The sequence below is a fragment of the Paenibacillus massiliensis subsp. panacisoli DSM 21345 genome (assembly GCF_000426545.1).
In the GTDB taxonomy this organism is placed as follows: Bacteria; Bacillota; Bacilli; order Paenibacillales; family Paenibacillaceae; genus Paenibacillus; species Paenibacillus panacisoli.
Map to the genome: position 1 here is coordinate 143,091 of NZ_AUFO01000015.1, position 13,938 is coordinate 157,028.

Below are 13,938 nucleotides of genomic sequence, written 5' to 3' on the forward strand. Positions count from 1 at the left end.
GATTGCACCTGAATATTATAATCTCACGACTGAGATGGAGAATCACCCGGCGGAGCGTGTAGCGCTGCGCTGGCTCAGCGACCATGGAGACATGGAGGAGATTACATACGGAGAGCTCCTCGGCAAGGCGAATCGTCTGGCGGCTGGACTCCATGGCCTGGGACTAGAGAAGGGAGATCGTGTGCTCGTCATGGTCCCTAGGCAGATTATTGCCTATATCATCTATATCGCTTGTCTCAAGCTGGGTCTGGTCATTATTCCATCCTCTGAAATGCTGAGAGCCAAGGATCTCGAATATCGCCTGCGGCATTCTGAAGCTCGTGCTGTCATTGCTTGGTCCGATACGACGGAGGAGGTTCAGAAGATTGAAGCGGATCTGCCCGCCCTCGCACACCGTATTGTCGTTCATTCCTCTACAAGCATGCAGGATGACGCATTCGTGACACCATCGGGCTGGGTGAATCTGAGTGAGCTTTTGCAGGAGGCGCCAGCTACGCCTATTTCTGTGCAGACTCATCGAGATGACATGGCGATCCTGGCATATACCTCGGGAACGACGGGCAATCCCAAGGGTGTGGTCCACAGCCATGGCTGGGGATACGCTCATCTGCGGATAGCCGCATCCCTGTGGCTGGACATTCAGCCTTCCGATACCGTATGGGCTACCGCTGCACCTGGCTGGCAGAAGTGGATCTGGAGTCCATTCCTGTCCGTGTTGGGTCGGGGTGCGACGGGCTTCATCTACAATGGTGGATTCAAGCCCGGACGTTATCTGAAGCTGATCCAGCAATATGGAATTCAGGTATTGTGCTGCACGCCTACCGAATATCGACTGATGGCGAAGGCAGAGGATCTGCCTGGCTATGATCTATCCAAGCTGCGCAGTGCCGTATCGGCGGGAGAGCCGCTGAATCAGGAGGTGATCGAGATTTTTGAGCGGCATTTCAATCTTACGATTCGCGATGGCTATGGGCAGACCGAGAGCACGCTACTGATCGGCAGCCTCAAGGATGCACCGCTTCGGATCGGCTCCATGGGGCAGTCCATTACACCGGGACTCATCGAGATTATCGATGAGGATGGGCAGCCTCAGCCACCAGGGGTGGTGGGTGATATCGCAGTCCACCAAGACATGCCAGCCTTGTTCCGCACGTATTATCTGGACCCGGGCCGCAAGGAAGCCAGCATGCGCGGAGATTATTTTGTCACGGGAGACAGGGCCAGCAAGGATGAAGAGGGGTACTTCTGGTTCGAAGGCCGCGGGGATGACATTATTATCAGCTCTGGCTATACCATCGGTCCATTCGAGGTCGAGGAAGCGCTCATGAAGCATGAATGGGTCAAAGAATGTGCGGTCGTTGCCAGTCCCGATGAGATGCGGGGCCATGTCGTGAAGGCGTTCGTGGTGCTGCGCAATGAATCCGCAGCTTCGCCAGAGCTGGCGAGAGAGCTACAGAATCACGTAAAGGCCATTACGGCACCTTACAAATACCCGCGCAAGCTTGAATTCGTGAGCGATCTGCCGAAGACCAGCTCGGGCAAGATTCGACGGATAGAACTCCGTGAGCGGGAGAATAACCAAGCGTAAAGAGACTAAGCCAAGGGACCAAGCGTCGGCAATCAGGTACAAGCCAGAGTAGTGTGGTTGAATTTACATGATGAGGCGAAGTAGAGAAGTCTAAGCTTCACATTCATCGGGTCATCAGCAGGAGCTGAATCATTGCCCTGTGACAGCTGATGAGTAGCTCTGCACACGCATTAAGAAGGACACACGTAACGATCCACCTTATAATAAAAGGCCTGAAGCCAGGATTCATGATCCTTTGCTTCAGGCTATTTGCGTTGATTATGGTCACATCACGGATTGCACCTGCCGGATATAGAAATATCTAACGATGACGAAGTATACGAACTGGATTAGACAGAAGATACCTAGCACGGAGGCGGATTCCCAGAATAGGGAGTATTCGAACATGTTCGACAAGGCCGTCAGGGCCACGGCACCGTGCACTAATGCTATTACAATGGGAGTGAAGAACAGCAGGGAAATTTGCTGTGTAAGCACGTGGCTCAGCTCCTGCTTGCTCAGTCCCAGCTTGGCAATAGCTTTGAATTTCTCTTTATCCTCATCCAGATCGCTATAGAGACGGAAGTAGAGGAAGCTGCCGGCTGATACGAAGAATACAATTCCAATGAACAAGCCGATGAATAGGATTGGGGCATAGCCCTTGATCGTATCGTCCAATTGATAGTCCCTCGGAAGGAATTGATATTGATCTCCATATTGCTTAAGCGTGCCCAGCAGGGCTTTACCTGCTGCAATAGCGCCGGGTTGTCCTGCTCTACCGTTCCACGCATAATAATGCTCTTGCTCGGCTGGCTTGCCTAACTGCGATTCGATATGATCTGGAACGATAAGATAGTGTAGTGAACCCGGCAGTAGATGGGATGTGACCTTCTGCTCTGCCCGGAGAGTGAGCTTGGATGATGTGATGAGCGGCTTGCTCAGCAGCTCGGAATCTTTCGGTGCAGCAAAACCGTAATCAGCCCCTACGACTATTGGAGCGTTGCCCGCAAGCTTGATCGGATCTGCCTGCATCAATCCGGCAAAGCGGTTATACTCTGATAAGCTGATCATCAAGATAGGTTGTTTTTGACCCTCGATCTGATAGTAATTCAGTCGGACATCGCCTCGCGTAGCCTGAATCTGCTCACGTTGAAGTGTCGATTCGATCAACTGCAGATGCATCTGCTGCTCAGTGTCTCCTTGCTTGGATACATAGTGGAAAATGTATGGGTTTATTTCAATGAGCGGCTTGGTCAGCACCGTGCGGAAGCCATACAATGAACCAATAGAACAGAAGGCGACAGTTGAGATAATGGCTACCAAGAAGAACGTACGTGCATTATCCTTCATGCGGTAGGACAGGTCCGAGAACAACAGCATGTTCGTTTTCTTCCAGAAGATATGCTCCTTGGATTTGAGCTTGCGAATCAGGTAGACGCTAAGCTGAGTGAAGAATAGATAAGTGGCGATGCATACCATGATGACTACAGGAACCAACAGAAGTACTACTTCTACCCCCTTGGCGTTCAGGGATAACGTATAACTGATGCCAATCAAGGCAACTACCAGTAGCGATAGTAGTAGGGAAGCCTTGGGCTCTCCTTTGGATATCTTGTTGCTCTTGATTAATTGGATAAGCTTGCCGCTACGCAGCACCATCGCAATGAAAAGAGAGATGAGCACGAACAGAATCAGAAATGAGATTAGTGTTACCGTGATAGCCTGCCACGGAATGTAGAAGGGCAGACTGCCCCCAAGCTGGAGAATGTTCTCTCCGAGCAGCAGGATGGCTTTGGCGAATATAAGTCCAAGCCCGATACCTCCTGCTGAGGCTGCGAGGCCGATCAGCATATTCTCCAGGAAGACCATGCGTCGCAGCTGCCCATCCGACATGCCCTGCAGCATCAAGAGACCGAACTCCCGCTTGCGGGATTGCAGGAACGTACTCATGGAGTACAGCACGAAGAAGAAGGAGAATACATAGATGATCCATTTGGAGGAGGACAGGGCTGTAGCGGCACTGCCATGCACATTCTCTCCGCTGAGCATCGGATGGTAAGCGAAGATCGAGAAGGTGAAGAACACCATTACCGTGAAGAGACTGCTTAGGAAATAGGCGGCATAGAGACGCTTGTTCCTGAGGACATTATTAAACGCGAATTGACGAAATGTCATTGGCATGGCCCCCTAATAGTGACAGCGTATCGATGATCTTTTGGAAAAAGGTCTGTCGGTTATCGCCTCGGTTAATTTCCGTATACAGCTTTCCGTCACGGATGAAGATGACCCGATGGCAGTAGCTTGCTGCCATGGCGTCATGAGTTACTAGCATCATGGTTGTGCGCTGCGTATGATTGATCCGTTCCAGCATTTCCATAACATCGCGGGCGGATTTGGAGTCCAGATTGCCAGTAGGCTCATCCGCTAGCAGCAGCTTGGGCGAATGAATCATTGCTCTGGCAATGGCTGCCCGTTGGGCCTGTCCGCCTGATATTTCGTATGTGCGCTTGCTTAGGATGCCAGAAATACCTAGCTCATCGGCAATCTTGCGAGCCTTCTCCTTCATATCCTGCACCTTGTGACCATCCAGGGTGAGAGGCAGAACCATATTCTCCTCTACCGTAAGAGTGTGCAAAAGATTAAAGTCTTGAAAGACAAAACCCAGCTCACGCCGCCGGAATCGGGCCAGTTCCTGCTTCTTCAGCTTCCCTGTATCCCGGCCATCCACCAGTATGCTCCCGGTTGTTGGTTCGTCAATGGTAGCAATCATATTTAGCAGTGTTGTCTTCCCGCTACCTGAGGGTCCCATGATTCCGACGAATTCCCCCTCCTCAATGGTGAACTCGATATCCGTCAAGGCTCGATAAGCGATATTACCAGTATAGATTTTACTAACTTTATTGACATTCAGCATGATAGCCTCCCCTTTCGTCAGCATGCCGCATAAGCCCCACAAGATCAGCTATTATTACAGAATAGGATCTCATCGCGTCGACTATGCTGGCTACCTTTCAGTTGTGCATCTATCAGATGTTCACAGTATAGTGCTGATGTCTTCATCTGAACCATCGAATCAGCTTTCACTTTTATTACATGCGTGTAAGGTTGGGGATTCCTTCCCTGCTTCGTTCCACTCGTTCAGGCGGATTCACGCTGAAAGGAGGAGAAGAGAATGCGGACGGTTGTCCCTTCACCTTCTATGGATTCCAGCTCAATACGATGATCCAGGCGGTCAGCAGCCTCCTTCGTCAGATACAGACCCATGCCTGTAGATTCGCGGAAGCCTCGACCATTCGCCCCGGTGAAGAACGGGCCGAAGACACGCTTAAGATCCGCAGCCGGGATACCAACACCTTGATCCCGGACTTCGATGTAGGCCTGCTTCCCCTTCGCGCCAGAGGTAATGAGTACCTTGTCATGCTTTCCGGCGGAGTACTTGACCGCATTAATCACAATCTGCGAAATCATGAAGAAGAGCCATTTCTCATCAGTATCGACGCGAATGTCTTGTAGGGTACGAACCTCTGGATATACGTGACTGCGAATGAATAATCGCTTGTTATCATGCAGCACCTCGTTGACGAGCTTGGCCAAGGTCACGGATCGGACGTGAAAGTCCTGCTCAAAGCTACGCAGCCGGGCCATGTACAGGACGGTGTTCAGATTGGAGCGCATTTGCTCCAGCTCTGCACGAATGCTCGCTCCCTCAGGCTCATCCATCTGTTGTACGGTTAGCTCGATGACCGACAGAGGGGTCTTCATCTGATGCACCCATTGGTCCATGAAGGTCAGATGCTGACTTTGCTGTGCCTGGGCATGGTTCAGCTGGGTCTGGTAGTGCTTGTATTGGGTATGCAGTAGCAGCTCCAAAGCTTCGGAGATCGGTGCTGTGTCCATGGTGCGGAAGGAGGCATCCAGCTTGAGCATAGGTTCACTCAGACGCTGATAGTAGCGACGTCGGCTGATGTAGTGGTAGATGAGATAGCAGCTGAGCAGGAATATTCCAAGGAAGATAGAGTAGAGCGCTGGCCGAAGATGACGGTAGCCGTCCATCCAATAGATAGACAATATAAGTGCAAACTGAAGGCATTGCACTACTACCAATAAGGCATGCTCACGCAGGAATAATCTCATCGCTCCTCCTCCTGCAGCCAGGAGGTATTCAGCCGGTACCCTGTACCGCGCACGGTCTCAACGGCATCCTCGACGCCCAGCTCCTGGAATTTTTTGCGGACCCGAGTGATATTGACGTTCAGTGTATTCTCATCTACGAAGGCTTGGTCGTCCCACAGCTTCTCCAGCAGAGCTTCTCTACTAGCTACCCGGGGATGGCGTTCCATCAGACTCTCGATAATATCGGATTCCTTGCGTGTCAATGTCACGGTGTGAGTATCGAGGCTCAATTCCAGTCGCTCTGGGTAGAGGCGTAGCCCGGCTTTCTCCAGGATCTGCTCTGTATATTGGGCGGCATATTCTCCATAGGCGCGACGTAGGTGGCTACGGATCTTGGCCATCACGACTCCATAATGAAAGGGCTTCGTAATATAATCATCTGCCCCATTCTCCAGTGCCATGATCTGATCCATCTCACCAGCACGAGCTGATATGAACAATACTGGGCACGTAGAGACCGCTCTTATCTGCCGGCACCAGTAATAGCCATCGTAACTGGGCAGATTCACATCAAGCAGGACCAGATCAGGGGAATGGATGTGGAATTCATCCAGTACATGCTCGAACCGGTAGGGCTGAACCACCTCATAGCCATACTTTGATATATGTGATTGCAGCAATTCTGCAATTTTGGGGTCATCCTCGACGATCATAATTTTTTGCATCACATAGAACGCTCCTTATTTAGCAAGGTGTACTTGTACTCAAATATCTTAACCGTACATCATACAATTGTACTGATCATGTTCAGTATGAATCTACGGACCATTATAACATTCGTGTGCAAAGTGTACCGATCAAGTCCATCATGGGCGGACAGTTGTGCTGTGAGAGGCATCCTTCTACTAGCTGCTACGACGGGCATTAGCGTATGGACTGTACAAGTATGCTAAAAATCCTTGAAACCTGTCCGCAGAAGGTGTACTATACATGTTACCGTCAATATGCATGTTGTCTGATTCGTGAGAGGTAAGCAAGACAACATGCAAGCTCATATAATCTTGGGGATATGGCCCAAAAGTTTCTACCGGATGACCATTGCAATCGTCCGACTATGAGTGATAGCGTATCTAGGGTTCCGTTTCTTTGCCGTGGGCATGGAAGGGCTGGTCCGAGCGATACGGGCACAGGATGACTGTGCTACACCTACAGGGACAAAAACCCAGAAGGACAGGTTCACTTGAGCGAAGTACGTCAAGGGATCTGTCCTTTTTTGCGTTTTCTGGACAACCGCACATAGAAGGAGAGAGATTTAAGCATGAAAGTATTACAAGAGCGTATTCGCCAGGAAGGCGAGATACTATCCGATACGGTCCTGAAGGTAGACTCCTTCCTGAATCATCAGGTGGACCCCATGCTGGCATTGGAGATTGGACGGGAGTTCGGTCGCAGGTTTCGGGACGAGCAGATTACCAAGGTACTGACCATTGAAGCGAGCGGGATTCAATTCGCCATGGCGACAGCGATTGATCTCCAGGTTCCATTTGTCTATGCCAAGAAGAAGAAGGCAATCACACAAGGTGAGCAGGTATTCTCTGCACCTGTCCACTCGTTTACCAAAGGCGAGACTTATCAAATCAGCCTTGCACGCAAGTATCTGACCCCGGGGGATAAGGTACTGATCGTCGATGATTTCCTGGCTACGGGCGCTGCATTGGTAGGTCTGGCGGATATGGTGGCGGAGTCAGGTGCCGAGCTGGTTGGCGTTGGCTGTGTCATCGAGAAGAGCTTCCAGGAAGGACGCGGATTGCTGGAGGAGAGAGGCATTCGGGTGCACTCACTGGCACGCATCGCTTCAATGTCCCCTGGACAGATTGAGTTCATAGAAGAAGAGATGTACATCCATTGAGTCGTATTGAGTCGTAAGAAAGAAATATCTATATAAGGCAAGTAACTGTACAAGATAAGTAACTGTGTAAAAAAAGAGTACTGGCGAGTTCGATTGAATTAGAGGAGAAGTGAACGTGAATATGTTAAGTAGACAAAAGATTTTCGCACTAGGCTTCCAGCATGTCATGGCAATGTATGCCGGTGCTATTGCGGTGCCGCTCATTGTAGGTGGAGCTTTGGGGCTGACTCCTGCCCAGATGGCCTATCTGGTCGCAGCAGATCTGTTCACCTGCGGGCTGGCAACACTGCTGCAGATTATGCGCAGCAAGTATTTCGGCAGCGGTCTTCCGGTGGTATTGGGCTGTACCTTTACAGCCGTGGGGCCGATTATCGCCATTGCTTCAACCTCGAACCTTGCGACGGCCTATGGCGCCATTATACTATCCGGCTTATTCGTCGTGCTGTTCGCACCATTATACGGGAAGCTACTTCGCTTCTTCCCAACTGTAGTGACGGGCTCTGTCGTTACCATCATTGGGCTTACACTTATTCCGGTAGCTATGAACAATGTAGCAGGTGGTCAAGGTATGCCTGATTTCGGCGAACCGCGCAATCTGTTGCTGGCTCTGGCTACACTAGTGATTATACTGCTGGTTAATCGACTGGCTACAGGCTTCCTGCGTGCTGTATCCGTTCTGCTAGGCTTGGCTGTTGGTACCGCTATGGGCTACTTCATGGGTATTGTTAGCTTTGAAGCGGTTGGCTCGGCGTCCTGGATCAGCATTGCACAGCCATTTTACTTCGGTAAGCCAGAATTCAGTGTGATGGCTATTATTACGATGATTATCGTGAATATCGTCAGTATGGTGGAATCGACGGGTGTGTATCTCGCTGTTGGGCGAGCTACCGACCAGAAGGTCGAGCAACGTCAGATTGTGAACGGACTTCGCTCAGAGGGAGCAGCGATCATGCTCGGCGGCCTTCTGAATGCATTCCCGTATACCGCATTCTCTCAGAACGTTGGCCTCATTACCTTGACGCGAGTGAAGACACGCAAGGTAATCTTCGCGGCGGGCGCAATTATGGTCGTGCTCGGGCTGCTGCCCAAGCTGGCCGCATTAACGACGGTGATTCCTAATGCTGTCTTGGGTGGAGCCATGATTGTGATGTTCGGCTCGGTAGCTGCGGCGGGTGTGTCTATCCTGTCCGAAGTGAATCTGCGCAAGGAGAGCAATCTGCTCATCGTAGCTTGCAGTATTGCTGTGGGTCTTGGTTCAGCTGCTGTACCGCAAATGTTCGATCAGGTGCCAGAGTGGCTCAAGATGCTCCTGCAAAGCGGCATTGTGACAGGCTCCATTACAGCGATCGTACTGAATATATTCCTTGGCAATCGTGCAGAGGAGCCAGAGGTGACGACCTCGGATCTGCCAGCTCCAGATGCGCCTGCTACGAATTAAAGAGCGTATCGGATAGACGAATAAGCTAATAAGTTTATACGTATAGACGAAGCTTACAGAAGCTTGTGCTTGTACTAGTATAAAAACGTTGTGATTGCGGCTCATGGCTGTGATCACAACGTTTTTTTGTGCTAAATAGGACTTGATAGTACACATAAGTCCCACTTTATTCCTTGGCATTCCAATTTACTCATGGAATCCACCTCAACTTTGAGGCACCAGACTCATCTAGCCTGTCTTACTCTAGGCTACCTAGCATAGTCTCTTCAACTCTACTCCGCTGCTTCTACTCCGTAGACCTCTCTGTACAAAATGGCCCGATAGTCCTTGAACTGCTGCAGCGTTAGTGGAGAGGGATAGCTCATGATAAGCAGCTTCAATTCTTCCGCATTCTGGCGAAGTGGAGGCTGCACATAGTCGAATGCATTGAGACAAAAGCCAAGTCGTTCATAGAATCCGATGCGTCGCCTAGCCATCTCTTCCTCCGGTGGCTCTACCTCCAGAATAATCGGTCCCTCTGCTTCTCTCTCCTGTATGAACTGTTGAATCATGCGTGCCCCGACACCTCCCCCTCTTAGCGTGGGGTCTACGGCCAGATGCTCAATGAATGAGAACCCCGGCAGTCTCCACCCGGCTAGGAGGGCGGTAACTCTACCGGATGCGTCCTGCTCTGTATGAAGGGAATAGTAGGCATGAAGTAGCAGCTGCTGTTGGTGCTCGAATATACGAAATTCGCTCTCGGGAAAGGATAGCTCCATGAGCTGATACACTTCTGTGAATGGTGTGTAATTCATAGTGGATGTCACGTCTCCATTTTTTAATGTGATTGTGATAAATATGATTTTGAATCGCGCCCCATAAGTTTATTGTAACGCAAAAAGCCCTTCCTGACCCCTGACGGAGCCATGGAAGGACTTGAATTAGTGTATTCTATACTCGTCCTACATATTCTACGATGTACAGTACGGGCTACAGTACGGGCTCACGGAGACGGCTTGTCCTGTGTGGGCCGAATGACTGTAAGGAAGCTCAACATGAGTGAGCGGGACATGGTCAGGCGCGGATAGCTGAGTATACCCCATTCAACACCTCATGGGCGGGTGCGCCGTTCATGTTTTTCGAAATGACTCTTGTCTTGGCGAAATCACATTCTTTGGATAGCTCTGCGGCCAGGGCTTTCTCACCTGTGAAGATGAGCTCCTGCCAACGCTTTTGCTTGGAGAAACGCTGCAATACAGGGATGATTCGTTTCATCCAGCGCTGTTTATTCACGGCGATCCGCTCATCGTAGTTCTCCTTCTGAGTTCGACCTGACACTTTCTTGACGCTCTCGGCACCGATATGCTCACGCCAATTCTCCGTCTGACTGTCCCAATCGAAGCGATACTCCTGATGAATGTTGCCGAGCAGAGTATCCAGCACCCGGATATGGTCACTGCCGACCTGAATGACACCTGCAGCCGGATATTGAGTGAATACCTCGTTCATCTCATCAAGATGGGGAGAAGACTCCCAGTAGAACGCATTGGGGAGCTGCACCTGCAGCTTCTCCAGAAAATACAGATCGCCGGAGGAGCTTGCAATGACAATAAGCCCTTTCTTTAGCGTTGTGCGATGACTGTTGATGTCCTTCTCGACCTTGGCACAGAGTCGCTTGAGCGTCTTCTGCTGCTCAGGACTTTCTCCTGAATGAGAGTACTCCATGAGCTTCTTCAGCCCATTCTTCAGACGTAGCGGCCATTCGGCGTTGGCACCATTGGCGGTCTCGGTATTGAGATAGATGGTCAGGAAGCATTCGGATGAAGATTGTTCATACTGCTGAACGGCCTTCCACTTATCAATCCATTTCATGTATGCATCATCCTCCTTAAGCTTGATTACCACACATGAATAAAAGTAAACAAGCTAGTTATAGAATACATATATGGAAAAATGGTGGGAAATAGAGCCTGGACTACCATGGTGGAGGAATAGGTTGATTAGAGGCAAGTCGACAAAATTTTTCAGGGTGCAATCCGCTATAAACGTTCCAGAGGTCTGTGTTCAATCTGGCCTAAGGTCCAGTAGGGAATCCGTGCGCAGGTCTGTTCTTGAGCAGCAGGGTTGGAATTTATAATTAGCCTCAGTTCGTTGTAATGAGGTGAATCGGTAATGAATCACAATAGGGAAAAGGTTCGGCACATTCACAAGCGCGATGAGGCCAGTCTATATGTCCTTCTGACAGACACTGGCACATGGTTCAGCACGCTCATCAAGCAGGTAACGTCGGCACCATACAATCATGCGTCGTTGTCGCTGGATGCCAATCTGAAGAATCTATACAGCTTTGGACGGAAGCGGCCCTATAATCCGTGGGTAGCGGGCTTCGTCCGCGAGGACGTGTATGGGGGTGTCTATCGGCGCTTTCCACATACGAGGTGCATGCTGCTTCGTCTGCCCGTCAGTTATGGACAGAAGGAGAAGACAGCGCGCCTGCTGGAAGCCTTTGAGGAGCGTGAGGGTGTCTATCGGTACAATCTGGTAGGGCTATTCGGTGTATTGCTGAACTTTAGCGTTGAGCGGGACAATGCATTTTTTTGCTCGCAATTTGTGGCAGAGGTACTTGGACGGACAGGAATCCAGCTGTGGGAGCGTTCATCTGGGCTGGTAACACCGTTTGATTTTGGTTGTCATCCTGCATTTGAGATCATCTACGAAGGGTATCTGTATGATTACGCAGGACTGGATCAATCGCAGTTCCATGAGAATTGTCCTGTATCCGTTCAAGCATTGTAGCGCACAAAATAGAGCTTAAGAAGTAGGTCCCTCCCTTGGAGGGGGGTGGACTACTACTTTGGTACCATGTGACCGTATGCTTAAGTAGTGGATATATTCGACTAGAGAAGTATAAGATATGGGTCTTGGCATCCCATCCATAAATATTTTTATTCCTTTTACTTTTGTTCAACCTTCCGTAGATATGCTTTATAGTAATCTAAAAGGAGGGCGTGTATGATTACAATTCTTATCGTTGAAGATGATGAGATGGTGCGTCTTTTGACGAAAGCGAAGCTGAGCCCGTTATATAAAATCAAAGAAGCAGCTGATGGCAAAGAAGCGTTGGAGGTTCTCGATCGCGAACATATTGAGCTGCTCATCGTGGATATTCAGATGCCAAACATGAATGGGTATGACCTGGTGCGGTCCCTGCGGAATGTCAACGATATGACGCCTGTGATCATGCTGACGGCCATGAACACCTTTGCTCACAAAAAGGAGGGCTTTGCCTCAGGCGTGGATGATTACATGACAAAGCCCCTCGACTATGAGGAACTTATTTGGCGTATCGAGGCATTGCTACGGCGAGCACAGATTGCCAACGAAAAGCGAATTGTGATCGGTAACCTCTTGATGGAACAGAACACTTTTTCCGCTAAGTATAACGAAGAGACTATTCCACTAACAAACAAGGAATTTGAACTGCTGTACAAGTTTCTCTCCTATCCCAATGTCGTATTCACCAAACAGCAGTTGATGGATGAGATTTGGGGTTACGATTCCGAAACAGAGTACGATACCATCAAAACCTATATCAGCCGTCTGCGCAACAAGTTCTCGATGTGCAAGGAATTCGAGCTGGTATCCATTCGGGGACTGGGATATAAAGCGGTCATCCATAAGATGGGAGGCGGCAATGACACGGTATAAACAAGGCGAAATCTTTAAGCTGGTTCAGTTCCGGTGGGTTCTCATTGCAGATGCAATCGTAGTTGTCGGCGCAGTGATGGCCTATGGGTTTATCGCTACATACTGGCTGGGCATGACGAGGGAAAACGCTCTTTCCATGCTGGCTATCATCCCGCTTATGATGATTGCTGTCGGTTTGGGGACATTTTTTACGCTACGATCCGTTCGCCGGAAAATGGGTGATCTGTTAATTGGAATACAAGAGGTATCCGCTGGTAATCTGGAGGTTCGGTTAGACAACAAAAAGGCAGAGGAATATGCACCGATCTATGATGGATTTAATCGCATGACCTCAGAACTGAAAAACACAAAGGCAGAGATGCAGAACTTTGTGAATGAGTTCTCTCATGAATTCAAGACGCCGATTACTTCAATCTCCGGATTTGCCCAACACCTTATTGATACAGGAGATGGCATTGAGAGCCCAGAACGGATTCAGTATCTTCAGGTCATTGCCGATCAATCCCTTCGTTTGTCTGCTCTGTCTCATAACATGCTTCTGCTTTCCAAGGTCGAAGCCTGCGAGATCATCACTGAAAGAGAAGCATTCGATTTATCCGAGCAAATAAAACGTTGTGTAATCCTGCTGCTGCCGAAAATTGAACAGAAGAAGATTGAGCTGGAGCTGGATGTAGACGATATATTTTATGTGGGCAATGCGGAGCTGATCGAACAGGTATGGATCAATGTGCTTAGCAACGCCATCAAATTCACGCCTGAATATGGGGAAATCAAAATCTCCGCCAAATGCACCTCAGATCAGCTTACGCTTACATTTTCAGACAGCGGCGTGGGCATGGACGAAGCAACCGTCACGCGTATCTTTGAGAAATACTACCAGCATGATACAACCTCCACTGTGCGGGGTAACGGTATTGGCCTGTCCATTGTTTTACGTATTATTTCCCTGTGTGGCGGTAAGATTCATGTAGAGAGTACACCTCAGGAGGGAAGTACCTTTATTATCGAGCTCCCCATCTAACAAGCGCAGTATAAACGAGTTCAATATAATAGAGATAAAAAAAACAGTTGAAGCACAAACCTTGGTGAAGGTTCGAGCTTCAACTGTTTTTGCTTGTGCGCACTTATCATGAAAGAATCGGTTTGATTTTACTTTGGTTCAACCTTCGCAGGCTAAGATACGAATATCAACAAGAAAGGAAGTACCCTTGTTCGATGATCCAC

The 13,938-nt window shown here is 49.5% G+C and carries 12 protein-coding genes and 1 riboswitch; of the genes, 6 read left to right on the forward strand and 6 right to left on the reverse strand.

Features of this window, described 5'->3' with window-relative positions; translation table 11 throughout:
- Positions 1-34 precede the first annotated feature (34 nt).
- Complete coding sequence (locus tag K331_RS0113205; RefSeq protein WP_051289827.1) at positions 35-1,588, forward strand: acyl-CoA synthetase; 1,554 nt, start codon at positions 35-37, stop codon at positions 1,586-1,588.
- A 264-nt stretch (positions 1,589-1,852) separates the two neighbouring features.
- Here K331_RS0113205 and K331_RS0113210 read toward each other — a convergent pair whose 3' ends face one another.
- From K331_RS0113210 to K331_RS0113225, 4 genes are all read right to left on the reverse strand, one after another.
- The gene (locus K331_RS0113210; RefSeq protein WP_028590672.1) at positions 1,853-3,742 is read right to left on the reverse strand and encodes an ABC transporter permease; all 1,890 of its coding nucleotides are present in this window, start codon (positions 3,740-3,742) and stop codon (positions 1,853-1,855) included.
- Positions 3,717-4,481, reverse strand: coding sequence for an ABC transporter ATP-binding protein (locus K331_RS0113215; protein WP_028590673.1), 765 nt, complete (start codon positions 4,479-4,481; stop codon positions 3,717-3,719). Before K331_RS0113215 ends, K331_RS0113210 begins: the two co-directional genes overlap by 26 nt.
- A 224-nt stretch (positions 4,482-4,705) precedes the next feature.
- Positions 4,706-5,701 carry a sensor histidine kinase gene (locus tag K331_RS0113220; RefSeq protein ID WP_028590674.1) on the reverse strand — a complete coding sequence of 332 codons (996 nt, stop codon included), beginning with the start codon at positions 5,699-5,701 and terminating at the stop codon, positions 4,706-4,708.
- Positions 5,698-6,405 (reverse strand): response regulator transcription factor, encoded by a 708-nt coding sequence (locus tag K331_RS0113225; RefSeq protein ID WP_028590675.1) that lies wholly within the window; start codon positions 6,403-6,405, stop codon positions 5,698-5,700. Before K331_RS0113225 ends, K331_RS0113220 begins: the two co-directional genes overlap by 4 nt.
- Positions 6,406-6,711: 306 nt before the next feature.
- Positions 6,712-6,815: riboswitch (purine riboswitch) on the forward strand.
- A gap of 183 nt (positions 6,816-6,998) precedes the next feature.
- On the opposite strand from K331_RS0113225, the gene K331_RS0113230 reads away from it, so the two are divergent.
- Complete coding sequence (locus K331_RS0113230; RefSeq protein WP_028590676.1) at positions 6,999-7,589, forward strand: xanthine phosphoribosyltransferase; 591 nt, start codon at positions 6,999-7,001, stop codon at positions 7,587-7,589.
- A gap of 121 nt (positions 7,590-7,710) precedes the next feature.
- Positions 7,711-9,027 carry a nucleobase:cation symporter-2 family protein gene (locus K331_RS0113235; RefSeq protein WP_028590677.1) on the forward strand — a complete coding sequence of 439 codons (1,317 nt, stop codon included), beginning with the start codon at positions 7,711-7,713 and terminating at the stop codon, positions 9,025-9,027.
- A 272-nt stretch (positions 9,028-9,299) separates the two neighbouring features.
- Here K331_RS0113235 and K331_RS0113240 read toward each other — a convergent pair whose 3' ends face one another.
- Together K331_RS0113240 and K331_RS0113245 are read right to left on the reverse strand one after the other, a co-directional pair.
- The gene (locus K331_RS0113240) at positions 9,300-9,821 is read right to left on the reverse strand and encodes a GNAT family N-acetyltransferase (RefSeq protein ID WP_028590678.1); all 522 of its coding nucleotides are present in this window, start codon (positions 9,819-9,821) and stop codon (positions 9,300-9,302) included.
- Between the two features lie 259 nt (positions 9,822-10,080).
- Complete coding sequence (locus K331_RS0113245; RefSeq protein WP_028590679.1) at positions 10,081-10,878, reverse strand: VLRF1 family aeRF1-type release factor; 798 nt, start codon at positions 10,876-10,878, stop codon at positions 10,081-10,083.
- Positions 10,879-11,178: 300 nt separating this feature from the next.
- Between K331_RS0113245 and K331_RS0113250 the strand changes: the two genes are divergently transcribed.
- The 3 genes from K331_RS0113250 (at position 11,179) to K331_RS0113260 (ending at position 13,735) form a co-directional block, all read left to right on the forward strand.
- Complete coding sequence (locus K331_RS0113250; RefSeq protein WP_051289821.1) at positions 11,179-11,802, forward strand: hypothetical protein; 624 nt, start codon at positions 11,179-11,181, stop codon at positions 11,800-11,802.
- 216 nt (positions 11,803-12,018) lie between these two features.
- Entirely contained in the window at positions 12,019-12,714 is a 696-nt protein-coding gene (locus K331_RS0113255; RefSeq protein ID WP_028590681.1) for a response regulator transcription factor, read from the forward strand.
- On the forward strand, positions 12,701-13,735 hold the full coding sequence (locus K331_RS0113260) for a HAMP domain-containing sensor histidine kinase (RefSeq protein ID WP_028590682.1): 1,035 nt from the start codon (positions 12,701-12,703) through the stop codon (positions 13,733-13,735). The genes K331_RS0113255 and K331_RS0113260 overlap by 14 nt, the downstream gene beginning before the upstream one ends.
- The last annotated feature ends 203 nt before the right edge of the window (positions 13,736-13,938 follow it).